This is a genomic window from Bacillus tequilensis KCTC 13622 (assembly GCF_000507145.1).
Taxonomy (GTDB): domain Bacteria; phylum Bacillota; class Bacilli; order Bacillales; family Bacillaceae; genus Bacillus; species Bacillus tequilensis.
Genome location: NZ_AYTO01000036.1, coordinates 121,722 through 145,297 on the forward strand (window position 1 = coordinate 121,722; position 23,576 = coordinate 145,297).

Genomic DNA, 23,576 nt, shown 5'->3' on the forward strand with positions numbered 1-23,576 from the left:
ACACCTCATTCCCGAGGTGTTCTTTTTTTATTGAGCAGCAGCTTGATCTGCATTTTCAATTGCTGCCAGTCTTGCATTTATTTCTTCCTCTGTCATATTGTGCTCTTTGACATACATATTTCTCGGGTTCGTGCGGCATTCGTGGCTGCAGCTGCGCATATATTTATACTCATTTTCCGGTGTGCATATCATTTTTTTGTTGCATGCTGGATTTGCGCAGTTCACATAACGCTCACACGGCTCGCCTGTAAAGTAGTCTTTTCCGACAATCACATGCTCAACACGGTTGACCGGCACGCTGATTCTTTCATCGAATACGTAGCACTGGCCGTCCCAAAGCTTGCCCTGCACCTCAGGATCTTTTCCGTATGTCACGATTCCGCCGTCAAGCTGTGACACATCTTCAAAGCCTTGCTTCATCAGCCAGCCAGAGAATTTTTCACAGCGCACGCCGCCTGTGCAGTACGTTAAAATCTGTTTGCCTTCAAGCATATCTTTGTTTTCTTCGATCCATTCAGGCAATTCACGGAAGGCTTCAATGTCAGGACGGACAGCGCCTCTGAAATGGCCAAGATCATACTCGTAATCGTTGCGAGCGTCGATCACAACTGTATTTGGATCCTGCATTTTCTCATAAAATTCCGCAGGCTTCAAATGCTGTCCTGTTGTTTCATTCGGATCCACATCATCATCAAGACGAAGCGTTACAAGCTCCTTCTTATGACGGACGAAGATTTTTTTGAACGCATGGCCTTCTTCTTCATCAATTTTAAATACCATATCAGCAAAACGAGGATCAGCTTTCATTGTTTGCATATATGTTTCGGTCTGCTCAAACGTACCTGATACCGTACCGTTAATTCCTTCAGAAGAAACAAGAATACGGCCTAATAAACCAAGCTCCTTACAAAAAGCCAGATGCTGTTCTCTGAACGTCTCTGGATCTTCAATCGGAACATATTTATAGTAAAGTAATACTCTGTATTGTTTTTCCATGATTTAAACACCCTGTTCAATTATAGTTAGTTGCTATGCACACTCTTACTATATCATACAGGAAAATGCCGCAAAGATGAACATATCCGCCCAGACTGATAAAAATATCCAAGCTCTTACAAACTCACGCGGCACAAGGGGTTATAAACACAGAATGGTATTTCCCATTAACTTACTAACGAAAGTAGTTATCTGAAAACTAATTTTATCATTCTTCTTCAAAAGATAGATTTACCGGCTCATCCAAGAGTTCTCCCGGCATTTCAAGGTTTGTTGAAGGAACGCTCTCATCTACCTCTTCAAAAACAACATGATCCATCCACACTTGACCAGGGCCTGATAATTGGACACCAAAAGATATCACAGCGCTATTTTCAGGGACATCTAAAACGACAGCATAATGATTCCAATTGGTTGTTCCAGTAATAGGCCTGTTGCTCATATTATCAAATTGGAGAACATCATCAGCGGCACTGTCAACCCTCATCCAAAGGGAGGCAAAATGCTGCACTCCTTTTGTTTTGATAAAACTGGATAGACGAAGCCTTTTCCCCAGATAGCGATCTGCTTTAAATTGCTGCATCATCGTCGCAAATTCGCCGATATCCTGCACCATCGTTGATTTTAAATACCCTGACACTTTTCCCTGGTGTACATTTTCCCGGTCAACCCCCATTTCGAATTGGAATGGATGGCTCCCGCTCAATACCCAGCCTTTCATTTTTTTCTCCATGCAAGATTCCTCCTTTTTTGAAGTCAAACGCTTCATAAATGTTCGATATGCTCCAGGCGGCATGTGGTACAGTTTTTTGAACGTCCTCGTAAATGCTTCTTGAGATTCAAACTGATAACACAAAGCAATATCAATAATGCGAACATCTGTATAAAGCAAAGCTGCCGCTGCATTTGCGAGACGTCTTAACCGAATATAAGAAGCAACCGACATGCCGACTTCTTTTTGAAAAATCCGATGAAAATGGAATTTGGAAAAGCCTGAAACACTTACAATATCCTCGTGTGATATTTGTTCATGTAAATGTGATTCAATCCAATCGATTGTTTTCTGGACAGCTTTTTCATAATACATTCACGCTTCAATCTCCTTTCTGTTTTAGACTAATGGATCACAGCTTTCTTGTTTTGATTATTTTTGCGATATGTAAAAATCCCCTGTTGCCACAGGGGATATCTCTCACTTGATAATGACTGATGGCGTGATATGCTCCAGCCAAATGATACCGTCATATTGTTCCTTCACGATCATCTGCTCTTCCGTGCGCCCCCAATAGAGTGCTGCCCGCGGGGTATACATCCACGAAGTGCCTTTCTTGTTTTTGGTATGGAGAACATCAACAAAGACAGCTGGATGGCCTGCAGCTTTGAGCAAAGCTTCAAGGCTTCCAGCCGGCGGCGGGCTTGTGACTGGGATAACCGTCTTATTATCAATGCTGTCCAGACTCGCACCTGAATACGCATAAATGCCAATCGTATATGTTTGTTTTTTCAGCCTGTCCGGTAAATAATCACCCATGTTAGGTCCGTTTGCGTACGTCCAATCTTGTATCATTTTGGTATTCTGTTTGCGAAGATGGTAATTGTGGCCCCAGACGATGATTTTCTGTTTCGGATAAAGGTTATCCGCGACCCACTCAAATTGTTCAGCCATCATGCGATCTCTTAAAATAAACGGGACATCTTCTAATCTCTCCAGTGGTTCTTTTAGATTTTGTTTCATTTCTTGGGGCATATATATTTCCATGACGTCAATTCTCAGCTGAAGAGAATGCATAAAGATCTCATAAGCCTTTGGCTCTTTCGGAAGGTGTGCTTTTAGCGCTGAAGCGTTATTTTCAGCGAACTTGATAAGCTCCTGATAGTTTTTTACAAGCGCTTCCTTCTTTTGCGTAAATTCTGCAAACGTGCTGCTGTCTGTCACCAATTTTGAAAAATCGTTTTCTGATTGGGAAAGCAGCTCCGCTTTTTCCGGGTCCACGGCTTTTACCCATTGATTCGCGGCATCATTGAATGAATTCTTCATGCCTTGAATATCAAAACCGGTAAGAATCAGCGGATCGCCTTTCTCTTTTTGCTCTTTCATATAATCAAACAGCTCAACGACATCTTCTGTGTGCCATACAGCATAAATGGAGTTTTTCATCGTGCTCTTAGGTGTGGATTGGTCCATATTGAGGTAGGAGGCATTAGTATCGGTAAAGGCAGATTCAAAGGCCAACACATCATATCCCAGTTCTTCATGAAGGTATTTGATCATGCGAACCTTGGTGGCGTTGATTTCGCCAGCACCGTGTGTGGTTTCTCCTAATTGAACGATTCGTTTTCCTTTCAGCACCTTCTTCAGAAAGCGAAGGTCTTTGTTTGAAGCAGCGGAAGCATCCAGCGGTTCTGCATGTTTTTCAATCCAGCGCCCCCAATGCTTTTCTTCAGTAGCAGCACGCGCGGAGGCTGAAAAAGAAGTAAACACCAAACAGACAATCAGCAGCGGCAGGGCCGTTTTCACTATCATTCGTTTCAAATCTATCTCTCCTTTTCTATTAGGTTCTCTAGGAGTTACGAGATTGACATAGAAAAAGTTTCCTTTTTTTGATCAACAAAAAAAGCTTCTCGATTGATAGAAGCTTTATCTGGTCCCTCTCATCACCTGATGAAAGTAAAACCGATACGTATTTCGTAAAAATGTCTCAACCGGAAGCTGCACATCCGCTTGATATTTGCTGATGATGAACGGAAACCGCTCGATTCCTTTCTCACGCAAATCACTCACTTGCTCTTCATCAGCTGCCTTCTCCCGCAGAACCGATTCAACGATCGGCCAGCACGCTTCCCGCAGCTGTCTCAGGACGGCTTCATCTCCGGTGTTCTGATAATCCGTGATCCAGCTGATGATTTGTTTCTCCATGAGCCTCACCTTTCTTCAAAAAAAGAGGCGCTGCGTCTATGCAAGCTCCTCTTTATGCTCTTCATAACCTATCAGTTCTCCGACTTGAACTTCCTGGCCTTCTGTTATATTGGCAGATGGCTGGAACGCGTCCTTTTCAAAAATCAAAATGACGGTTGAGCCGAATGAAAAGTAGCCAAGCTCCTCGCCGATCTCCAGCTCGTCCCGTGTACTCGTCTGCACGATAGAATTAATATTCATCGCCCCGACGGGAATCATCAGGACATTTTGACTGCCGCCGCCCTTCAGCTTGTATACAAGCCGGTAATTTTTCGACAGCACATCTTTTCCGTACTTTAACCCTAATTGATTTACCGGGTATGAGCGATTTCCAAGCTCGGCCAGTTTTTGATACTTGCAGCTGATCGGAGAATGGAAACGGTGATAATGACGCGGGCTTAAATACAGAACGATAAAGTATCCGCCGTTGTATTGATGGTCTGCGCTTTTACAGCCGGTCAGCTCAGCGAATGAGTAATCTTTTCCCTTTACCGTAAAGGTTTGATTCGGGTTAATCTTTCCTATCGTCTGAACAACACCGTCAACCGGGCTGACCACCGCATGCGCCTCTTTTGAAACAGGGCGCCGCTCCAAATTAATACGCCGGATGAACAATTCGGACAGTGATCCGTAATCAGCAGACGTGCCATCTACATCATCCCAGTTGATCCGAAAATGCTTCGAGAAAAGCGGAATAACCGGCTTACTGATCTTTGACTCGCAAAACCCTTTAATCATATAAGACGACAGACGATGATTTGTCAGCTCTATCAATGATCGATACAGAATCTTTACAGCCGTATTAAACATGAATAATCCCTATAACCCTTCCGATTGTAATAAAAATAAAGCACCATAAAAAGGCGCCGATTGCCGCAAACGCAATATACGTTTTTAGGTCCATTTTGCCGATTCCCGAGAAATAACACGTTACATGTCTGACACCGGGAATGAAATAACCTAAAATAAGAGAATATGGACCGTATTTATTCATCCATTTTTCTACTTTTATCATTCTCTTTTCTTTTAAACCGACCCACTTGCCATACTTGTCGATGAACGGGCGCCCGGCTTTTCTGCCGATCATGTAGCTAATCAGCATACCTAACAAAGCGCCGACGAAGCTGATCAAAATCGAAAGCTCATAATTCAGCACATGCGTATGTGTAAAGTAGCCGACGACTGTCATCATCACTTCATCTGGAATCGGCAATCCAACAATTCCGAGCACCAGCATTAAAAAAATAGCGAGATAACCGTAATCCGCTATGAGCTGCTGAACTAATTCCATCTTTCAGACTCCAGGTTGTCTGCCGCATGTTTTTTAAAGTGAGGAAATTTGATTTTACTCACCATTAAATATGAAAGTCCGCACGTTCCGATCGCCAGCAGAATCGGGTTATAGACAAAGCTTAGAATAACGAGACACATGCCCGCAAATGGAATCGGCATCCCGATAAATGTCGGAAGCTTGCTTTGTTCAATGTTAAATTTAGAGAGTCGAAGCATTCCGCAAATGCTGTACGTCAATGCGCATAAAATCCCGATAAATGGAAGGGCGTACAATGCGACACTGTAAGCCAGCATAGAAGGGGCCACGCCAAACGTCACCAGGTCGGCAAACGAATCCAGTTCTCTTCCCATATCAGAAACGGCATTCAGCTTACGTGCAGCCAACCCGTCAAAGAAATCGAGTAACATGCCGGTAAAAATGAAAAGCACTGCTGAATGAATATTGTGATATAACAATGAGTGAATCGCCAGCAGTCCGCAAGTAAAGTTTCCTATCGTAATCATACAGGGGATATAATTCACAGTGTAACCAAACCTCCAATTGTAAAAACCATCTATATCATTCGACGATATGGATCGAATAGCGTTACAGGAAAAAATTTTCTCTATTAAGCATGATAACATAGAATGCTCTCAAAAAAAGCAGCACCAAATTCTATTATTATACATCATTTGTTACCCTTTGAACAATGAATGCCAATCTTTACATGTTTCTTACAATTTTACTCCCCGCTCAAAAAGGATAGGACACGCTGATTAACGTACTCAGGCTGTTCCAGAGATAACAAATGTCCGGCGTTCTTCACGATTTCAGCCTGAATTCCAGGTACCAATACCGAAGCCCGCTCTAAAGCCATTTGCTGATGGAACATGACCTCCTGCTCACCGAACATCAGCAGGATCGGGACCGCAATCGATTTCAATTCCCGGTCTGTGAACACGTATGGGAAACCGTTTTCTGTCGGCCTAAGGGTTCTTTGTTCATCCTGCCATTCAACACCTGCCGCAATTTGTCTTTGCAGCACAGGATGCAGATCATAACGGCCATCCGTGATCCACTTGATATATGCCTCGGCTCCGCTTGCACTTGTAAGCGCCGCAGCGTATTTATAGACATCAGGATGAAATGAAATAAACGCCTCAGCAGGACTCATCACAACCGCCCGCTCTACTCTCTCAGGCGCTTGGAGCAAGAAATTAACGATATATGATCCTCCAAGCGAAAAGCCGGCCAAATGTGCCGTCTGAAGCTCGAGCGAATCGCATACGTCTTTCAGCCATTCGGCACAATCAGCTCTCGTATGCAGAGCAGCTGTTGGTATGCTTTTATTTTTGTCTCCTATTATATCGACAGCATATGTACGAAATTGACTGCTCCACGCCGCAACATTCGGATACCACATTGCAGAGCTGAAAAGTCCCCCGTGAAGCAAAATGAGCGAAGGTGCGTCCTTTGGCCCACTTGCTATGATATGTGTTTTTCCAAAACGAGTAGAAACATAAAATGCTTCCGACTCAATTTGCCACAAAGAAAGGCTTTGATCATATGCCTGGTAAAAGCGAAGACCGCTTTCAGCCGCGGCAAATTGCATCGAATCTTGTGTCATCTTCTTCTTTTTCCTCCAGATTTGATTGATATAAAATAAAGGCTACTGCCCTTTTTGTCTCGTAAGAAAAAATACCTATTTCTTATTATCTCACATTATAAATTTCCAGTATATAGATTGACTTCCTTGGTGCATAAAAAAAGACAGTTCCCCTTGAAATCAGGGAAACCGCTTATTCTTTGAAGACTAATGGAATGACCTTATCTTTTTTATCCTTCGTTAAGGAGATGTGATGGCTTACCGATTTTTCACCCTTCGTCAATGCGACTGAGTAGTCACCTTTTCTGCCAGTTTCCCATTTGATGTCTCCGTTTTTGTCTGTTTTTCCGAGGATTTCGCCAATCTCTGTAGTTGGCTGCTGATCTGAGGCGGGCGCTTGGACAATCGTCACTTGAACCCCTTCGACCGGCAGCCCCTTGGCATCCTCTACATGAAGAGTGACAGGGATAGCCGTTTCTTTCTGGACAGAATGCGTCTGAGAGCTGCATCCGCATAAAAACAAAATAGACATAAAAACCGCTAGTTTGCTGTATTTATTGATTTGCCCAATATTGAATATTGTTGAATACATCGTTCGTCACCCTTGTTCCCAAGTTATATGACGATCCTCCGTTCGTGTGAATCGCAATGGCTGTCTGCCCTGTATCACTGTAATTTCGATAAACAGGCGAGCCGCTTTGGCAGCCGTACGTATCGGTTGTATAAGTCAGTTTATACGTTTCAGCAGAGCGAATCGGCTTTGTGTCGGACCACATCGTGCCAAATGTCTTGTCACACGGGAATCCTGTTACTGACGAGGAAAGGCCCGCGGGACTGCTGCTGTTTGTTGTCCGATAGCCGTACCAGCCAACCGTGTTTCCAGGAGAACCGTTTAATTTGATAGCTCCGTAATCATAATTGGTGTTTTTGTTTTCCGTCCATCCTTTGACGGAGTAAAACATCGTGCCAGCATACGTTCCGTATGGATATGATGAATCATTGCGTCCCGGTGCCGCAGTTATTGTCGAAGCCCATCCGTGATCCTGGCTGTACACACAATGTCCAGCCGTTACAACAGTATTCGGGTTCACTAAAAATCCGGTACATCCATAAGTGCTTGAAGTGTTGGGATACTTGATTGAAAGTTGAACAGTTGCTCTGTAAGGAAAAGACGTTGTGCTGGAGATTCTCGTGCGTTCATCGGTTCCGATGATGCTTGAAGGCTGTAAGGTTTGAATGTTTTTTTCCAGTTCCGTTTGGCCGCCGAATAATGATTTACTTGTTTTCCCGGTTCCCTCATAAGGGGCTGAAACCTGTTCTGATTTTGACGTTTGGTTTTTCGAGGCATCTGCTTCTTCACCGATATTCGATACAGAAGTTTGCGGGTTCTCTGCCGCTTGCGCCCGTGCGCCGAAAGGTACCGCCGCTGCCAAAGCCAGGCACAAAACCGTTAAGTAAACGAACCATTGTTTTTTGAAAATTAGAACTAATTTCATTTTGTCATCTCCCTCCTTTTGTGTCAACCACCCTTTCAGGTGGAAGACTTTTACATTATAATCAGGTTTCTGATTCTTATGATAAAACTTTTAGCTGGATGAAAAAAAACAGACCTTTGTCCAAGACAAGGCCTGCTCAAACTCTATTTGATAGACAGCTGATCCAATGCTTTCTTTGCGTTCTCTCTCGCTGTTTCGACTGTATCGGCAGCAGAAAGCGCAACCGCCATACGGCGTCCGGCTTTCGTTATCGGCTTACCAAAGACGCGCACTTGGGTCTTCGGCACTGCCAGTGCGTTTTCCAGTCCTTCAACAGTATAATCCGCTGCTTCTTCCGGTGCTTTGAGGGGCCGGCTGGCGCCAGGTGAAAGCTGTGTGATTTCTGTAATTGGAAAGCCGAGAATCGCCCGGACATGCAGCGCAAATTCTGACAAATTTTGCGTCACCAGCGTGACAAGGCCCGTATCATGCGGACGAGGAGATACCTCACTGAAATACACCTTATCTTTTGCAAGGAACAGCTCAACGCCAAACAGGCCGTACCCGCCAAGCTCATCCGTAATGGCTTTTGCAATATGTTTCGCTTCTTCCATCTGCTGCTCTGTCATATGATGCGGCTGCCATGATTCGATATAGTCCCCGTCCTTTTGCACATGACCGATCGGCTCGCAAAATGTCGTGCCGTTAACCGCACGTACGGTTAAGAGTGTAATTTCTGATTCGAATGGAATAAACTCCTCTACGATCACGCGCCCGTTTTTCACCCGACCGCCTTCCATCGCCGTCTCCCAGCACCTTTCTAAATCCGCTTCAGAGCGGCACACGCTTTGGCCTTTTCCAGATGAACTCATTAACGGTTTAACGACACAAGGGAAACCGATCTGAGCTGCCGCTTGTACAAATTCATCATATGTATTCGCAAATTCATAGCCTGCCGACGCAAGTCCAAGCGTTTCCGCCGCAAGCCGCCTGATACCTTCCCGATCCATCGTCAGCTTCGCCGCACGCGCATTCGGGATGACGTGAAATCCTTCCTCTTCAAGCTTCAGCAATTCATCCGTCGCGATGGCCTCAACCTCAGGCACAATCAAATCCGGCTTTTCTTTCTCAATGATGGTTCTGATCTGCTCGCGGTCCAGCATGTCAACGACATAGCTATGATGCGCGACCTGCATTGCCGGAGCATGCTCATAACTGTCAACCGCCACCGTCTGTACCCCAAGACGCTGCGCTTCAATCACTACCTCTTTTCCTAACTCACCCGAACCTAACAATAAAACCTTCTTTGATTGATACATCTTTGCCCCTCCTATCTGTTTCCCAATCATTATAACTGAAATATTTGAAAAATGAATTTTTTATTGAAATAGATAAAATTATTGAAGATGAAATATGTTTAATTCAAAGCAGACCGCCAATAACGGTCTGCTTTTTCTATTCCTAACAGCAACATCATACAAGAAATTCCCAAAAATCATGCTACACTTAACCCAAGACACCATATCGACAGGAGGCATCCCATGCAAAACGAAACCCGCACACTGCATCTCGACCCGCATCTTAACATCGAGGCCTACCGTTTCCAGGGAATTATGCAGAAATTCCCGAACCACTTTCACGATTATTATGTGATCGGCTTTATTGAAAAAGGACAGCGGTATCTGGCCTGTCAGGATCAGGAATATATCATCAATCCGGGTGATCTTCTCCTCTTTAACCCCCGTGACACGCATAGCTGTGAACAGATTGACGGCCGGACGCTTGATTATCGGTGTATTAACGTAATGCCGGATGTTATGGAGAAGGCTGTTAAGGAGATTACTGGCGCCGAGCATCTCCCTTATTTTTCCCAGCATGTGTTATTCCGCCACGAGCTGACATCCAGCCTGCAGGAATTGCACATGTTGATATCCGATGAAAAACAGGCTTTGCACAAAGAGGAGCTGTTTCTACACCTGCTGGAAGAGCTGATTCGCCATTATTCTGACGTGACGTTCCTCAACAGCATTCCCGAACCATCCGACGAAGTCAAAATGGTTTGCGAATTTCTAGAAAAACATTATGCCGAAAATGTCACGCTCAATGATTTGAGTGAATTAACAGGCTGGAGCAAGTACCATTTACTGCGTTCATTTACAAAACAAAAAGGAATTACGCCAAATAGCTATCTAGAAACAATCCGGATTAATCAAGCGAAGAAACTTCTTGAACAAGGGGTAAGACCGATCGACGCGGCAGTTCAGACAGGATTCAGCGATCAAAGCCATATGACGAAGTTTTTCAAACGGCAGGTGGGGCTGACGCCGAAGCAATACATGAAGATTTTTGAAAAGGAGCTTCAAAGATGAGCATACAAAGTGAAACTTCCGGGCATATTGCAGCCATTGTGACCATCCTGATTTGGGGGACGACCTTTATTTCGACAAAGGTGCTGCTGGCAGACTTCACTCCGACTGAAATCTTATTTTATCGGTTTTTGATGGGCTTTATTGCTCTTATCCTCGTCCGCCCCAAAATGATTCCGTTCAAAAATTGGCGGCATGAGCTATTATTTGCCGGGGCTGGTTTATTTGGCGTAACTTTATACTTTCTATTAGAAAATATAGCTCTCACCTATACATACGCATCCAATGTCGGCATGATCGTGTCCATTATTCCAATGATTACTGCTATACTGGCTCACTTTCTGCTTGAAGGCGAAAAACTGCGGCTGACCTTTTTCATTGGATTTGGAGCGGCACTGATCGGGCTTTTATTAATTACATTCAACGGCAATATCGTACTGCGTCTGAATCCGTTCGGAGACATCCTGGCAGCCGGTGCCGCTCTGGTATTTGGCGGCTACTCGATTTTCATGAAAAAATTAAGCGATTACAATTATCACATCATCGAACTGACACAGAGAGTGTTTTTGTACGGTTTGTTGTTTATGGTTCCCGCTTTATTTTTGTTCGACTTCCACTTTGACCTGAGCCGACTTTCATCTGCTTCGAACGTACTCAACATGCTTTTCCTCGGCATTGGCGCTTCGGCCCTGTGCTTCGCCACTTGGAACTATTCAGTCGGCGTGCTTGGCGCCGTCAAATCCAGCGCGTATATTTACATGGTGCCGGTTATCACAATCGCCGCTTCCGTCCTGATCCTGCATGAAAAGATGACATGGATCGCTCTTCTGGGAGGTGCGCTCACGCTTTTAGGCCTCTACATTTCAGAGCTGAAACCGAAAACGAAGCTGGTGAAAGACGGATATCATATGGATGCTTAGCGGACTTCATTTCTGTAGGTTGCCATTTGTTCTTATTATATGAGCTAATTTTAATACAAAACTGCATGAACATAAGTTAAAATATGCTCATGCAGTCTTTTAGCTTTTTTTGAAAGTTTATCAATTTTGAAAAACAAAAACATCGTTCAGAATATCGATCAGATGCAAAATCAACAGGAGATAACAGATTATCCTTTTCACCAAGATTCTCTTACACTCAACCAGTTAAAGCACTATTATGCTGACCTTTCCCTTCCGCTACAGTTTCTAGTGAAAGTAGCAGTTTTGCATGTAGACAGCAACGACTTTAGGACAAATCAATTACATTGATATACCAGACATGTTTAAGTGATTATTCTGGAATTTGGACAAAAAACCGAATAGTTGCGGATGAAAGATATTCTTACAGTAAGATATAACAAAAAAATCCTATAGATTTGTTACCCTAACTAAAAAATATGTAATGATTATACCTAGGAGATGTATGTATTGAATGTAGACCAACAAACATATAAAGAAACAGAAACAGCGGCAAAGTTTATTTTAGAACATAGAAAAGATGATAAAGAGCTTTTGCTTTTCCTAAACAAACAAGATTCTATCATGCTGAATCAACTAAAAGTATTCTTTAGCGAACCCCAGCTCACATTCAAACACACCGTCAAAATCGTTTGTTTCGTGACATTTGTAACTTTATATATTTATTTTTTCAGCACTCGTTTCAATGAGTTAATAGAATTAACTGTACAAATGTTTTTTGCTTTGATCGGTCTTATCTGGGTATTTGGCGTTTTTCCATTTTCAAGAAAAGTTCAAATTTCTGATCGCTTCAAACAAAAAGCCGAAAACGCCCGTATTGTCGGAATGATTGATTTCGTATTAGAAGAAAAATATAAAAAAAGCATCTCTGAATAACCCCCAGAGATGCTCCTCAACCCTTTCCTACACCTTCTCCGCCACAGCCGCACTGTGTTGCGTGACCGCCGCGGGCTCCCTCAGCATCACATTCATCACACTCGCCAGCACAAGCATCCCGATCGACAAATAAAAAGCCCATGTATACTCACCCGTTACCGTATAGATGACGCCTGGCACATACGCGCCGAGTGCTGAGCCGATTTGATGGGCGAGCGACAGCCAGCCGATCATGAGACCAATCGAGTAGTTTTGAAAGTACTGGGTTGCAAGCATTTGAGTCGGCGCAACCGTTGCGAAGTCCACTAACCCAAACAAAATCGCAAAGGCTAAAAGCAAGTAGGGCTCGTGGCTGTAAATGAGTATCACAATCGACAGCGCGCGCACCGCATATAAAAAGCACAGGATTTTCCGGCTGCTCCACCGGTCCGCTACAATTCCGGACAGCAAGATGCCGGCGATATTAAAGCCTGCCAGCAGACTGACAGCGGCACTTGTGACTGTCGTTGAAAAGCCGTGATCGTGAGAAAACGGAATCAAATGAGTATCCATCAGCCCCACGGTCGTAAATCCGCAGATTAAAAACGGCAACATTAAAAACCAGAATGGCTTCATGCGAAACATCCCCATCACTGAAAGAGCTGTTGTTTTGGGTGCTGTTTCTTTTTCTGATTCAGCCAGCCCGCCTATCGGCTCTGCGTTCATTTCTGAAGGGTTGTTCCGCAGCATCAGCAAGGAAGCCGGAAAGACAATCACCATTAACAGCAGTCCCAACACCACCACCGTCAGCTTCCAGCTAAACCAATGGATCAGCATGAGTGAGCCGGGAACGAGAAGCATTTGCCCCGCTCCAAAACCTGCTTCCATAATCCCAAAGGCTAGTCCCCGCTTTTTGCTGAACCAATTGACGACCAGCACACTTGCAGCCACATTCGACGCGCCGCCCACTCCAAGCGAGACACCCAGCCCATAAAGCAGAAACAGCTGCCAAGGCGAGGCGGCAAAGTATGTTAAGAAAATACTGACTCCTGTCAGTAACGCGCTCCATGACAAAACTGCCCGGGCACCCCATTTGTCAACAAGCCGCCCGATCACAGGCTGTGATATGCCATACACAATAAAACTCAGTGTAGAAATCAGCGAGATGGTGCCTCTGCCCACTGAAAACTCCTGTTCCCACGGCTCCACAAACGCTCCAAACGACAGCCGCACCCCCTGAACAGCCAACAAGGTCAAAAAAGTGACGGAGACGATGATCCAAGCATAGTGCAATCGTTTCATGACAGCACCAAATCCCAGCGTTCTTCTGTCAGCCGCTGCCCCCATAATGGCGCTTCTTGTTTCACTTCACTTATCCTGAATCCACATTTTTCGTAGAGCGGACGGGCCTCAGCCATGGTGCTCACCGTCCAAAGGAAAATACGGTCAAACTTCATGTCCCGGCAGTATGCAATAAGATGCTCCAGCAATTGCGTGCCGAGCCCTCTGCCTCGAAAAGCGGCATCAACCAGAAACCATCTAAGCTGCACTGTCTTTTCATCATGTTTGACCAGCCCAACACATCCGGCAAATTTCCCGACGCTTTCAGCAATCCATATGTTTTCGATTTCCGCATCAAATGTCTCATGAAGATAAGCTAAAAACGTGTCGTCCCAGCCATGAGCCTCAGCATAAAATTGTCTCTGTTTCTCAATAATGAGCTGAAGATCATCAGAAAGATAATAATCTCTAATTGATATCTCTGACGTTCTGGAAGAAAGCGAGTGTGAAAGGATTGCCTCAATTTCTGCCATCGCTTCCGCAAGCTTATGCTGGTCTTTTTGATTGATTTCCCCCAGCATCAGTTCCACTTGTTCGTTCGCTTTTCCCTCCAGCTTTTTATAAATCGTTTTCCCCGTTTCCGTAACAAAAATATAATGGTGGCGGGCGTCCTCTTTGCTCTTCTGTTTATAAATTAAATCTTCTTTTTCAAACTGCTTCAAAATTCTGCTGACATAGCCCCGGTCTAGCCCAAGCTGATCCTGAAGAGCTTTTGCTGTACAATTCGGCGTATGATAAATCTCAAATAAAATCCGTGTTTCTGTTAAGGAAAACGGACTGTCGTAAATGTGCTCATTAAGGAAACCAAGGACATTTGTATAAAATCGGTTGAACTTTCTGAATTTTAATCCGACAGATGATTCACTGGTTTTCAAACTCATTCCCACTTTCGTATATCGTTGATTAAAGCAATTATAATCAAATATAGTTGCCGAAGTCAACGACATGTTAAGAAAGTGAGGTATTTTCATTTACCTGATGCTTTCCTTTTCCTGATTACAATCAATGTAATATAGGATAAAACCAGTGACATCAAGCAATAAACAACAACCCACCCTAAAAATGATTGATTAAAAATGGTAAAGGTGAGCACGAGCGAAATGATCAAACTAAGCACCGGCATCAAATACACGTTTTTACAAACACACGTCCCGACAATTGATAACACCATAATTCCTAACGGCAAAATAACGAACGCGATATCTAATTCATCCACCTGTAACAGCCTCCCTCCAAATTTTTATGCTACTAACAAAAAAACATAACTGCAACAGTAAAAGGATAATATTCACATTTAGTTTTCCTTTTGAAAATTATCCGTTTACATACACTCCAGACTATGATAATTTAAGAAAGCGCTATCATTATAAGTTAATAGCTTGGATGGAGATGAGGAGAGCCAGGATTCCAACCCCTTTTGACAAGGGGTGTTTTCTGGCTCTTTTCGTTTTTCGTAAAGGAGGCATGCCTCACATCCAGCATAAACAGCAAAGGGGGATGATTTTGATGCTTCACATCTTTAAGCCGGCTCCTCATATTGAGAGATTGGATGATTCAAAGACGGATGCTGCTTATAAACGGCTTAGGCTGCAAGTATTCATTGGCATTTTCATTGGCTACGCGGGCTACTACCTGCTGCGGAAAAACTTTGCCTTTGCCATTCCTTACCTGCAGGAGCAGGGTTTTTCAAAAACGGAATTGGGCTTGGTGCTGGCCGCTGTGTCGATTGCGTACGGATTTAGCAAATTCATCATGGGAATGGTGTCCGACCGCTGCAATCCGAGGTATTTTCTCGCGACAGGCCTATTTTTATCAGCAATCGTTAATATTCTCTTCGTCTCAATGCCTTGGGTGACTTCGAGCGTTACCATCATGTTTATTTTTATGTTTATCAACGGATGGTTCCAAGGAATGGGCTGGCCGCCATGCGGCAGGACAATGGCCCACTGGTTTTCCATTAGTGAACGCGGCACAAAAATGTCCATCTGGAATGTCGCCCACAACATTGGCGGCGGTATTCTCGCCCCGCTTGTCACTCTTGGCATCGCGATGTTCGTGACGTGGAAAAGCGTTTTTTTCTTTCCTGCCATCATCGCCATCATCATTTCATTTTTGATTGTTTTATTGGTTCGCGATACGCCTCAATCCTGCGGACTCCCGCCAATTGAAGAGTATCGGAATGATTACCCAAAACACGCTTATCAAAATCAGGAAAAAGAATTAACAACAAAAGAAATCCTTTTTCAATATGTACTCAACAACAAATTTCTCTGGTACATCGCGTGTGCGAATGTATTTGTTTATTTTGTTCGCTACGGCGTGGTTGACTGGGCGCCTACTTACTTAACAGAAGCCAAAGGCTTTTCTCCTGAAGACTCGCGCTGGTCGTATTTTCTGTACGAATATGCCGGCATACCGGGAACCATCCTGTGCGGATGGATCAGTGACCGATTCTTCAAAAGCCGCCGGGCACCGGCAGGCGTTTTGTTTATGGCGGGCGTTTTCATTGCCGTATTGGTGTACTGGCTGAATCCGGCCGGCAATCCGCTCATAGACAACATCGCCCTGATCAGCATCGGCTTCTTAATCTACGGGCCTGTTATGCTGATCGGCCTGCAGGCGATTGACCTCGCACCGAAAAAAGCAGCCGGAACTGCAGCCGGTTTGACCGGATTTTTTGGCTACATCGGCGGATCTGCTTTCGCCAACGCCATTATGGGCTTTGTCGTTGACCGGTTTGATTGGAACGGCGGCTTTATCATGCTGATTTCTTCCTGTATTCTGGCTGTCGTCTTCTTAGCGATGACGTGGAACACAGGAAAGCGGGCTGAGCACGTTTAAGAAACAAACATAAAAGATTAATCATTTTCCAACACGCCGTTTACATCTGTTTTTTAATATGAAAGACAGTTATTGATAAGGAGGGGAAATTATGCGGAAAAATAGAATACTAACCTTGGTTCTTCTGTCGCTGGGCTTATTCTTATTTATGATGACGCCGGTGTCGGCGGCGTCAAAAGGAAATCAGCTGTCACCTGACCGTATCCTGACGGTCGCGCACAGAGGGGCTTCCGGATATGTACCTGAGCACACGATCCTGTCTTATGAAACCGCACAGAAAATGAAAACGGACTATATTGAATTGGATCTGCAAATGACAAAAGACGGAAAATTGATCGTCATGCACGATGAAAAACTGGACCGCACCACAAACGGAACGGGCTGGGTAAAAGACCATACGTTCGCAGACATTAAGAAGCTTGATGCCGGTTCTTGGTTTAATGAAGCCTATCCAGAAAAAGCAAAGCCGCAGTATGCCGGCCTTAAAGTTCCTACATTAGATGAAGTATTAGACCGTTTCGGAAAACACGCGAACTACTACATTGAAACAAAATCGCCTGACACCTACCCGGGCATGGAAGAAAAACTAATCGCTTCTTTGCAGAAACATAACTTACTAGGCAAACACGCTGCGCGCGGCCAAGTGATCATTCAGTCATTCAGCAAAGAAAGCCTGGTGAAAGTCCATCAATTACAGCCAAACATACCGACGGTTCAATTGCTGGAAGCCAAGCAAATGGCATCAATGACAGATGCTGTTTTGGAAGAAATCAAAACATACGCTGTCGGCGCGGGTCCGGATTACAAAGCACTGAATGCAGAAAACGTCCAAATGATCCGCAGCCACGGCCTCTTGCTCCACCCTTACACAGTCAATACAGAAGCAGACATGCGCCGCCTGCTTGACTGGGGAGTAACAGGAGTGTTCACCAACTATCCTGACCTTTTCCGCAAAGTAAAAAAAGGGTACTAAACGAAAAAACCTTGCGCCCTCCGCGCAAGGTTTTCGTTTATTCTTTTCCGGCAGCAGCTTCTGACTGACTGTTCAGCAGCTGCGAATTAATCTCTTTCGCATCCTTTAAGTATTCTGTCTGGTAGCCGCTCTTCAGCGCCCACACATAGAATACGAGCGATACAATTGCAATCAGAACCATATCCCAGCCGTAATGAATGACATTCAGGCCGCCGAATTTATCACTGCCCAAATAGGAAATAATCATCATAACGAGCAGATAAAACACCATCCAGATGCCGCCTTTGAAGTTCTGGCCAAACCCTTTCCATTTCGCCTTCGCTTGATAATAGAAATAAATCGGAAGACCGATCAGGATGATAAACAGAACCTGACCTGTTAACGGCCAGCGGGCCCAATACAGCACGAGCGACGCAAAGATAAATCCAAGCGGCGCAATCACGTTTAAGCCTTTTAAACGAAGAGGCCTGTACAGGTCTTTCCCCGTCCGTCTCAATGTCATCACTGTAACCGGGCCGGTGATATAAGAAATTAACGTGGCAACAGAAATAATTTCCGCTAACACGCCCCACCCTCTGAACAGGAACAAAAAGATGAACGAAACAATCAAGTTAAAAAACATCGCTTGGCGTGGAACGCCGTAAATCGGATGAAGCTTTCCGAATATACTTGGCATATATTTGTTTTTCTCCATACCGTAAATCATGCGGGACGTTGTCGCCGTATACGTAATACCAGTTCCGGACGGTGACACAAAGGCATCCGCATATAACACGATGACAAGCCAGTTAATATTCAGCGCAATCGCCAAATCAGCAAAAGGAGAATTAAAGTTCAAATGGCTCCAGCCGTGAGCAATATCAGAAGGATTCACTGCTCCGATGAAGGCGATCTGCAGCAGGACATAAATGACTGTTGCAACGATAAGGGAGCCGACAACCGCGATCGGAATCGATTTCCCCGGGTTTTTCGCTTCCCCCGCCATATTAATCGGGCTTTGGAAACCGTTAAACGCGAAGACGATACCCGAAGTTGCAACCGCCGTCAGCACACTCGCCCAGCCATTCGGCGCAATGCTTTGACCGGACGTAAAGTTTTCTCCGTGGAATCCAACAAACAGCAAAGCCCCGATTGTCAGACCCGGAATGATAATTTTAAAAATTGTAATGAATGAGTTCGCTTTGGAAAATAGATTGACTGTCCAGTAGTTCAGCAGGAAATAAATAAGAAGCAATACAGAGGCAAATGCTAATCCTTCCCCAGTCAGCGTTCCATTCTTCACCAAACCGCTTGTCCATTTCGCCCATTCCCAAGGCCACGAGCTCATATATTGAACAGAGGCCACCGCTTCAACCGGAATAACGGACACAATCGCAATCCAGTTGGCCCAGCCCGCGATAAACCCGATGAACGAACCGTGTGAATATTGCGTATATTTTACCATTCCCCCGGCTTCAGGGAACATGGAACCTAATTCACTGTAAGAAAGAGCAATAAATAAAATGACGACCATTCCAATAATCCATGAAATGATAGCAGCTGGTCCTGCTATTTGGGCCGCACGCCAAGCCCCGAACAGCCAGCCTGAACCGATCATAGATCCGAGCCCGACCATCATGAGGGAAAACGTTCCCATTCTTCGATGCAATTGATTCATATCGTAAACACCTTTCATGTATGATGACATTTTCTTGCTAATTATATTATTATTCTGATTACTTTACTTTGTCAATATTTATCGAATTATGGCTGAAAATAATAAAACGTCAATGTATATTACCTTCCAATACAGGAATGAAGTCACTAGTTCCTTCATTAGTGGAATTAATTGTAAATATAAATGATAAAAATACAGGAGGTTTAGCGATAATCAAAACGGGAATGATACAGGAAACACTACTCTTACAATAGAAAGGAGTATCACCATGAAACAAAAGCTGTTACTTTCAGGTCTCGCTGTTTCAACCGTCGGCATCACTTCTTATCTATTAAAAGATCCGTCAAATCGCCAAAAAGCAAGAGAATTCATTCACAGTATGAAAATGAAAATGACCAAACAGCCAAGTATGGAATCGTTCCCTGTCGATAAAGCAGGACACCCGCACCCGGAAGATATTGAAGATAACAAAATGGTATCAGAAGGCTCCATGTATCCTGTCCAATATTACGATGAAAAAAAGAAGTAAGCCAAAAGCTCCCTTCATTCAAAAGGGAGCTTTTTAATTTACCTCTTCCGTCTGATGCCGCTCATCACAAATCCGCTTTCAGGCAATGACGGCATTCTCGCGAGACTGTAATGCAGCGATTGTTCCGGGACGTCGTATTCAATCCGATTAACGAGAAAATCCAAACTTGCTTTCATAACTTCAATCGTAATGCCTTCCCCAGGACAGCGATGACCTTTCTCCGCGTCACCTCCGCCTTGAGGAATCAAATCAAACGGATTTTCTTCCCGATCTGCAAAACGTTCCGGCCGGAATTCATCGGGATGATCCCAAAGGCGAGGGTCGTGATTCGTTCCATATACATCAAGCAGCACCGGTGTGTCCTTCTTAAACACACAGTTATTCCATACAAAATCCTTTTTGACAAGCGCCCCCAAAAACGGGCCGAACGGATAGTATCTGCGGACCTCCTGTACAAACATTTCTCTTTCCCTGCCGCTTCCCGACCGCAGCCATTCCTTATACTTCGGATGCTCATGAAGCGCCAACGCTGAAAAAACAAGAAAGTAAGAAATGGCAACAATCGGCCGCAGAACATTAATCAGCTCAATGGCTGCCATCCGGGAATCAAGCTCGTTTCCATCTTCTTGCGTGTGGAACGCCATTTCATGCAGCGCTGTATTCGCAGGTGTTTTCAGCAGGCCGGCACGAACATCTTCAATCATTCTTTCAATCCACTCTTCCGCACGCGGCCTTGCTCTCCTTCCCTTCCAATGCCTCGGCCCCACAGCACCGAACGCGTCGACCATATCAATGAAATCATCCGCTCTCTCTTTGACTTCTGTTTCCTTCAGCGGAACACCCGCCCAATAGCACGCTACCCGGCATAGAATTTCTTTTGCTTCCTCAAATAGCACAACCTGATCTGCCTTCTCCCATCTTGTGATTGCCGCTTCCCACTCCTCTGTCATCAGTTCAGCCAGCCGCTTTTGATGTGCTGGCGTCATTAATGACAAAAAAAGCATCTTCCGATGGATATGCGCGCTGCCATCCATCGTCTGAATCGCATTCACGCCAAACAGCGTTTTCTGCACCCGCTTTGGCAAAGCATTCTGCCGCTGAAACCGCTCCGTATCATAAAACAGCTTCGCCGCCTCAGCGCCGGTCATGCAAATAAAGGTTTTTCCCAATAAACGAGCCTGAAACAAATCTGATTGATAGCGCTCTGTTCTGTTTTTGACAAACAAATATCCTTCCTGCATCAGCGTCAGGCTGTTGTCGAGACTTTTGTCATGTGGAATCTGCTCATTCATCCGCTAAGCCGCCTTCCTTTTTACCCTTTTTTTCACGTTATCTAATATGTATAAACCCTATAATAGTATTTGTTTACAGAATCCGATTCAAGCGCTTGTAAGTGCTTTTCAGCTGTCATGAACATCTTTATCGGGCGGAATACGAGATAAGGGTGAACCTGTTTGGCATTCCGACACAAAAACCATAGACGACCTGATCACATCCAAATGTAGAAGCCCTGCAATGCAGGGCTCTATATCTCATGCTCAAAACAATAATGATTCACAAGCTCTTCAATCAAATCATGATCGGGATATTCCCCGTTAAATTCAAATTCGATTTCTTCCACAAACTCTCCGTAATGGTACACATGGATGGCTCCGTTTTGACGGACGACGCTAAACTCCGGCTGAAATGTATATCCGCTTCGTTCAATTGCTCCCATTTCTCATCCCGCCTTTCTCAAAGCAATAATTCATACACCTCGTTTAATTCTTTGGCCCGTTTTTGGTCCTGTTCATTCTGGGCATACTTAATTTCTTTTTCTAAGACGTGGTTCAAAAAAGACATTTCATTGTCATCTAAGTCTTTTACAAATTCCTCTTCATTCACATACCGCTTCGCGAGCATTTTCTTGCAAATCCGCTGGCAAACTTCATTTTCAAGATGGTTTGAAAGTGATTCGCGCAAATAACCGAGTGTAACATCCATTTTATGAACACCTTTCCTTTTGCTATCTTTACCCTATAGCTTGCTGAAATAGAAAAAATCCATACGCCAAAAAATAAAAAAAGAGACATCCGTGAATGTCTCTTTTCCTATGTTATTCAACCGCTTGATCGCTTTTTGTCAAATTGGCCTGCGAACGCTTGCCAATCCCGAACACATAATAACTAATGACCACAAACGCTAAGAAAATCACGCCTACAATCAGAGAGATACGCGTATCATCATTGAACCACATGCCGACCAGAACCATCAGTAAGAAAGCAATCGTCATATAATTCGTGAAAGGGGCAAACGGCATTTTGAATGGATGTTTATTTAATGCAGCGCCCTTCGCTTTTCTGAATCCGATGTGGCTGATCAAAATGATAAACCAAGGAATCATGCCAGGCAGCACGCTTGCGCTGTATACATATACAAAAATCTTCGGCGGCGCGATATAATTCAGCACAACACCGGCAGCCAAACCGAGCAGCACCGCGATTGTGCCATAGAGCGGCACCCCATTGCGTGAAACCTTCGTAAAGAATTTCGGTGCTTGTCCATTTACACCCAGAGTATAAAGCATACGGCCCGCGCTGAAAATTCCGCTGTTACAGCCGGACATCGCCGCTGTAATCACGACAAAGTTAATGATGCCGGCCGCTGCCGTTATTCCGATTTTCGAGAATGTAGACACGAACGGACTTCCGAGTGAGTTCAGCTCATCCCATGGATACACCGTTACGATTACAAAAATAGCGCCAATATAGAAAATCAAAATACGCCAGATAATACTTTGAATCGCACTTCTTAGCGTGTTTTGCGGGTCTTTCGCCTCACCGGCTGTAATCCCGATCAGCTCAACCCCTTGATAGGCCGCAATGACAAGTGACAGCGCAAAGAAGAATCCAGAGAAACCGCCTGCAAAGAAGCCTCCGTGAGACCACAGATTCGACAAGCCGATCGCATCCCCGCCGTTGCCAAATCCGAAGAAAATAATCCCGAATCCGGCAATAATCATCAAGATAATTGTCACGATTTTAATCATCGCAAACCAAAATTCAAACTCGCCAAAAGACTTAACAGAAATTAAATTCGCCGCACCAAGAATCACCATTGCCACGATACCAGGTATCCAAGCAGGCAAATCCGGGAACCAATACTTCATATAAGAGCCGACAGCGATAATTTCTGACATGCCGACGATAATCCACTGGAACCAGTTGCTCCAGGCTGTTATATAGCCTGCCAGCGGGTGAATATATTGATGGCCGAATGTCGCAAAAGAACCCGTGCTCGGCTCGACATAAAGCATTTCACCCATCGCACGCATAATAAAAAAGATAAAAATTCCGGATATTGCATAAGCCAGAAGGACAGACGGGCCAGTCCATGAAATGGTGCTGGCTGAACCCATAAACAAGCCAACACCGATCGTACCGCCCAAGGCAATCATCTGAATATGACGCGCGCCCAGGCCCCTCTTTAATTCTTTATTTGCCACTTCTCTTCCTCCTCTTAACCACATACTCGAAAATGAGAAAACAGCAGAACAGCTTGCCTTCTCAACAATCAGAAAATTCAAACTCAAAATTGTTATATAATCTCCAAAATTACTTATTTCATCATAATAAATTTCTCTGGAAAATACAATTGTTTTTTTCAGGTAAACACATATATCCAGAGTTTTGAATTGTGAAGTTCAATTACATTCTTTTATATAAATATAATGTAATTGTTTACATTTCGATAAAAAATAAGCTGTTCAT

The 23,576-nt window shown here is 44.3% G+C and carries 25 protein-coding genes; 6 read left to right on the top strand and 19 right to left on the bottom strand.

The genetic code is table 11. From position 1 onward, the window contains the following. Nucleotides 1-27: 27 nt before the first annotated feature. From trhO to purT, 11 genes are all read right to left on the bottom strand, one after another. Nucleotides 28-996 carry an oxygen-dependent tRNA uridine(34) hydroxylase TrhO gene (gene trhO / locus V756_RS0116235; RefSeq protein WP_024715586.1) on the bottom strand — a complete coding sequence of 323 codons (969 nt, stop codon included), beginning with the start codon at nt 994-996 and terminating at the stop codon, nt 28-30. 208 nt (nt 997-1,204) lie between these two features. After that, entirely contained in the window at nt 1,205-2,083 is an 879-nt protein-coding gene (locus V756_RS0116240) for a helix-turn-helix domain-containing protein (RefSeq protein WP_024715587.1), read from the bottom strand. 105 nt (nt 2,084-2,188) lie between these two features. Further along, entirely contained in the window at nt 2,189-3,529 is a 1,341-nt protein-coding gene (locus tag V756_RS0116245) for an erythromycin esterase family protein (RefSeq protein WP_024715588.1), read from the bottom strand. A gap of 105 nt (nt 3,530-3,634) precedes the next feature. Next, entirely contained in the window at nt 3,635-3,913 is a 279-nt protein-coding gene (locus tag V756_RS0116250) for a hypothetical protein (RefSeq protein WP_024715589.1), read from the bottom strand. Between the two features lie 36 nt (nt 3,914-3,949). Then, entirely contained in the window at nt 3,950-4,762 is an 813-nt protein-coding gene (locus tag V756_RS0116255) for a phosphatidylserine decarboxylase (protein ID WP_024715590.1), read from the bottom strand. Further along, nucleotides 4,755-5,243, bottom strand: coding sequence for a DedA family protein (locus V756_RS0116260; protein ID WP_024715591.1), 489 nt, complete (start codon nt 5,241-5,243; stop codon nt 4,755-4,757). Before V756_RS0116260 ends, V756_RS0116255 begins: the two co-directional genes overlap by 8 nt. Beyond that, nucleotides 5,234-5,767: a CDP-diacylglycerol--serine O-phosphatidyltransferase gene (gene pssA, locus V756_RS0116265; protein WP_024715592.1), complete on the bottom strand. Its 534-nt coding sequence runs from the start codon at nt 5,765-5,767 to the stop codon at nt 5,234-5,236. The genes V756_RS0116260 and pssA overlap by 10 nt, the downstream gene beginning before the upstream one ends. Nucleotides 5,768-5,967: 200 nt before the next feature. Continuing rightward, nucleotides 5,968-6,852, bottom strand: coding sequence for an enantioselective carboxylesterase CesB (gene cesB, locus V756_RS0116270; protein WP_024715593.1), 885 nt, complete (start codon nt 6,850-6,852; stop codon nt 5,968-5,970). A 172-nt stretch (nt 6,853-7,024) separates the two neighbouring features. Beyond that, nucleotides 7,025-7,423 carry a YbfJ family protein gene (locus V756_RS0116275; protein WP_024715594.1) on the bottom strand — a complete coding sequence of 133 codons (399 nt, stop codon included), beginning with the start codon at nt 7,421-7,423 and terminating at the stop codon, nt 7,025-7,027. Beyond that, nucleotides 7,386-8,327, bottom strand: a complete 942-nt coding sequence (locus V756_RS0116280) for a serine protease (RefSeq protein ID WP_024715595.1) — start codon at nt 8,325-8,327, stop codon at nt 7,386-7,388. The genes V756_RS0116275 and V756_RS0116280 overlap by 38 nt, the downstream gene beginning before the upstream one ends. 143 nt (nt 8,328-8,470) lie before the next feature. Further along, entirely contained in the window at nt 8,471-9,625 is a 1,155-nt protein-coding gene (purT, locus tag V756_RS0116285) for a phosphoribosylglycinamide formyltransferase 2 (RefSeq protein ID WP_024715596.1), read from the bottom strand. 222 nt (nt 9,626-9,847) lie between these two features. On the opposite strand from purT, the gene V756_RS0116290 reads away from it, so the two are divergent. The 3 genes from V756_RS0116290 (at nt 9,848) to V756_RS1000000123990 (ending at nt 12,507) form a co-directional block, all read left to right on the top strand. Beyond that, on the top strand, nt 9,848-10,675 hold the full coding sequence (locus tag V756_RS0116290) for an AraC family ligand binding domain-containing protein (RefSeq protein WP_024715597.1): 828 nt from the start codon (nt 9,848-9,850) through the stop codon (nt 10,673-10,675). Next, entirely contained in the window at nt 10,672-11,592 is a 921-nt protein-coding gene (locus V756_RS0116295) for a DMT family transporter (RefSeq protein WP_024715598.1), read from the top strand. Before V756_RS0116290 ends, V756_RS0116295 begins: the two co-directional genes overlap by 4 nt. A gap of 480 nt (nt 11,593-12,072) precedes the next feature. Next, nucleotides 12,073-12,507, top strand: a complete 435-nt coding sequence (locus tag V756_RS1000000123990) for a hypothetical protein (protein WP_370444928.1) — start codon at nt 12,073-12,075, stop codon at nt 12,505-12,507. 27 nt (nt 12,508-12,534) lie between these two features. On the opposite strand, the gene V756_RS0116305 is transcribed toward V756_RS1000000123990, so the two are convergent. From V756_RS0116305 to V756_RS0116315, 3 genes are all read right to left on the bottom strand, one after another. Then, complete coding sequence (locus V756_RS0116305) at nt 12,535-13,788, bottom strand: MFS transporter (protein ID WP_024715600.1); 1,254 nt, start codon at nt 13,786-13,788, stop codon at nt 12,535-12,537. Beyond that, nucleotides 13,785-14,702, bottom strand: coding sequence for a bifunctional helix-turn-helix transcriptional regulator/GNAT family N-acetyltransferase (locus V756_RS0116310; RefSeq protein WP_024715601.1), 918 nt, complete (start codon nt 14,700-14,702; stop codon nt 13,785-13,787). The genes V756_RS0116305 and V756_RS0116310 overlap by 4 nt, the downstream gene beginning before the upstream one ends. A 92-nt stretch (nt 14,703-14,794) precedes the next feature. Then, the gene (locus V756_RS0116315) at nt 14,795-15,043 is read right to left on the bottom strand and encodes a YbeF family protein (protein WP_024715602.1); all 249 of its coding nucleotides are present in this window, start codon (nt 15,041-15,043) and stop codon (nt 14,795-14,797) included. A 290-nt stretch (nt 15,044-15,333) separates the two neighbouring features. Between V756_RS0116315 and glpT the strand changes: the two genes are divergently transcribed. Beyond that, nucleotides 15,334-16,668 (top strand): glycerol-3-phosphate transporter, encoded by a 1,335-nt coding sequence (gene glpT / locus V756_RS0116320; protein ID WP_024715603.1) that lies wholly within the window; start codon nt 15,334-15,336, stop codon nt 16,666-16,668. A 91-nt stretch (nt 16,669-16,759) separates the two neighbouring features. Beyond that, entirely contained in the window at nt 16,760-17,641 is an 882-nt protein-coding gene (locus V756_RS0116325; protein WP_024715604.1) for a glycerophosphodiester phosphodiesterase, read from the top strand. Nucleotides 17,642-17,678: 37 nt separating this feature from the next. Here V756_RS0116325 and aimA read toward each other — a convergent pair whose 3' ends face one another. After that, the gene (gene aimA, locus V756_RS0116330; protein WP_024715605.1) at nt 17,679-19,298 is read right to left on the bottom strand and encodes a glutamate/serine transporter AimA; all 1,620 of its coding nucleotides are present in this window, start codon (nt 19,296-19,298) and stop codon (nt 17,679-17,681) included. A gap of 268 nt (nt 19,299-19,566) precedes the next feature. On the opposite strand from aimA, the gene V756_RS0116335 reads away from it, so the two are divergent. Then, nucleotides 19,567-19,827 (top strand): YbyB family protein, encoded by a 261-nt coding sequence (locus V756_RS0116335; protein ID WP_024715606.1) that lies wholly within the window; start codon nt 19,567-19,569, stop codon nt 19,825-19,827. A gap of 38 nt (nt 19,828-19,865) precedes the next feature. Here the strand turns inward: V756_RS0116335 and cypC are convergent, their stop codons facing one another. The 4 genes from cypC to V756_RS0116355 all read right to left on the bottom strand — a co-directional run bounded on the left by cypC (nt 19,866) and on the right by V756_RS0116355 (nt 23,311). After that, the gene (gene cypC, locus V756_RS0116340) at nt 19,866-21,119 is read right to left on the bottom strand and encodes a CYP152 family fatty-acid peroxygenase CypC (RefSeq protein WP_024715607.1); all 1,254 of its coding nucleotides are present in this window, start codon (nt 21,117-21,119) and stop codon (nt 19,866-19,868) included. A 233-nt stretch (nt 21,120-21,352) separates the two neighbouring features. Beyond that, entirely contained in the window at nt 21,353-21,544 is a 192-nt protein-coding gene (locus V756_RS0116345) for a DUF5370 family protein (RefSeq protein WP_024715608.1), read from the bottom strand. A 17-nt stretch (nt 21,545-21,561) separates the two neighbouring features. Next, complete coding sequence (gene csgA / locus V756_RS0116350) at nt 21,562-21,810, bottom strand: sigma-G-dependent sporulation-specific acid-soluble spore protein CsgA (protein ID WP_003241413.1); 249 nt, start codon at nt 21,808-21,810, stop codon at nt 21,562-21,564. A 112-nt stretch (nt 21,811-21,922) separates the two neighbouring features. Beyond that, the gene (locus V756_RS0116355) at nt 21,923-23,311 is read right to left on the bottom strand and encodes an amino acid permease (RefSeq protein ID WP_024715609.1); all 1,389 of its coding nucleotides are present in this window, start codon (nt 23,309-23,311) and stop codon (nt 21,923-21,925) included. Nucleotides 23,312-23,576 lie beyond the last annotated feature (265 nt).

Coding starts and splice junctions, on each gene's coding strand:
- trhO (WP_024715586.1), bottom strand. CDS start 996: ATGGAAAAACAATACAGAGTATTACTTTACTATAAATATGTTCCGATT.
- V756_RS0116240 (WP_024715587.1), bottom strand. CDS start 2,083: ATGTATTATGAAAAAGCTGTCCAGAAAACAATCGATTGGATTGAATCA.
- V756_RS0116250 (WP_024715589.1), bottom strand. CDS start 3,913: ATGGAGAAACAAATCATCAGCTGGATCACGGATTATCAGAACACCGGA.
- V756_RS0116255 (WP_024715590.1), bottom strand. CDS start 4,762: ATGTTTAATACGGCTGTAAAGATTCTGTATCGATCATTGATAGAGCTG.
- V756_RS0116260 (WP_024715591.1), bottom strand. CDS start 5,243: ATGGAATTAGTTCAGCAGCTCATAGCGGATTACGGTTATCTCGCTATT.
- cesB (WP_024715593.1), bottom strand. CDS start 6,852: ATGACACAAGATTCGATGCAATTTGCCGCGGCTGAAAGCGGTCTTCGC.
- V756_RS0116275 (WP_024715594.1), bottom strand. CDS start 7,423: ATGTATTCAACAATATTCAATATTGGGCAAATCAATAAATACAGCAAA.
- V756_RS0116280 (WP_024715595.1), bottom strand. CDS start 8,327: ATGAAATTAGTTCTAATTTTCAAAAAACAATGGTTCGTTTACTTAACG.
- purT (WP_024715596.1), bottom strand. CDS start 9,625: ATGTATCAATCAAAGAAGGTTTTATTGTTAGGTTCGGGTGAGTTAGGA.
- V756_RS0116290 (WP_024715597.1), top strand. CDS start 9,848: ATGCAAAACGAAACCCGCACACTGCATCTCGACCCGCATCTTAACATC.
- V756_RS0116295 (WP_024715598.1), top strand. CDS start 10,672: ATGAGCATACAAAGTGAAACTTCCGGGCATATTGCAGCCATTGTGACC.
- V756_RS1000000123990 (WP_370444928.1), top strand. CDS start 12,073: ATGTATGTATTGAATGTAGACCAACAAACATATAAAGAAACAGAAACA.
- V756_RS0116305 (WP_024715600.1), bottom strand. CDS start 13,788: ATGAAACGATTGCACTATGCTTGGATCATCGTCTCCGTCACTTTTTTG.
- glpT (WP_024715603.1), top strand. CDS start 15,334: ATGCTTCACATCTTTAAGCCGGCTCCTCATATTGAGAGATTGGATGAT.
- V756_RS0116325 (WP_024715604.1), top strand. CDS start 16,760: ATGCGGAAAAATAGAATACTAACCTTGGTTCTTCTGTCGCTGGGCTTA.
- aimA (WP_024715605.1), bottom strand. CDS start 19,298: ATGAATCAATTGCATCGAAGAATGGGAACGTTTTCCCTCATGATGGTC.
- V756_RS0116335 (WP_024715606.1), top strand. CDS start 19,567: ATGAAACAAAAGCTGTTACTTTCAGGTCTCGCTGTTTCAACCGTCGGC.
- cypC (WP_024715607.1), bottom strand. CDS start 21,119: ATGAATGAGCAGATTCCACATGACAAAAGTCTCGACAACAGCCTGACG.
- V756_RS0116345 (WP_024715608.1), bottom strand. CDS start 21,544: ATGGGAGCAATTGAACGAAGCGGATATACATTTCAGCCGGAGTTTAGC.
- csgA (WP_003241413.1), bottom strand. CDS start 21,810: ATGGATGTTACACTCGGTTATTTGCGCGAATCACTTTCAAACCATCTT.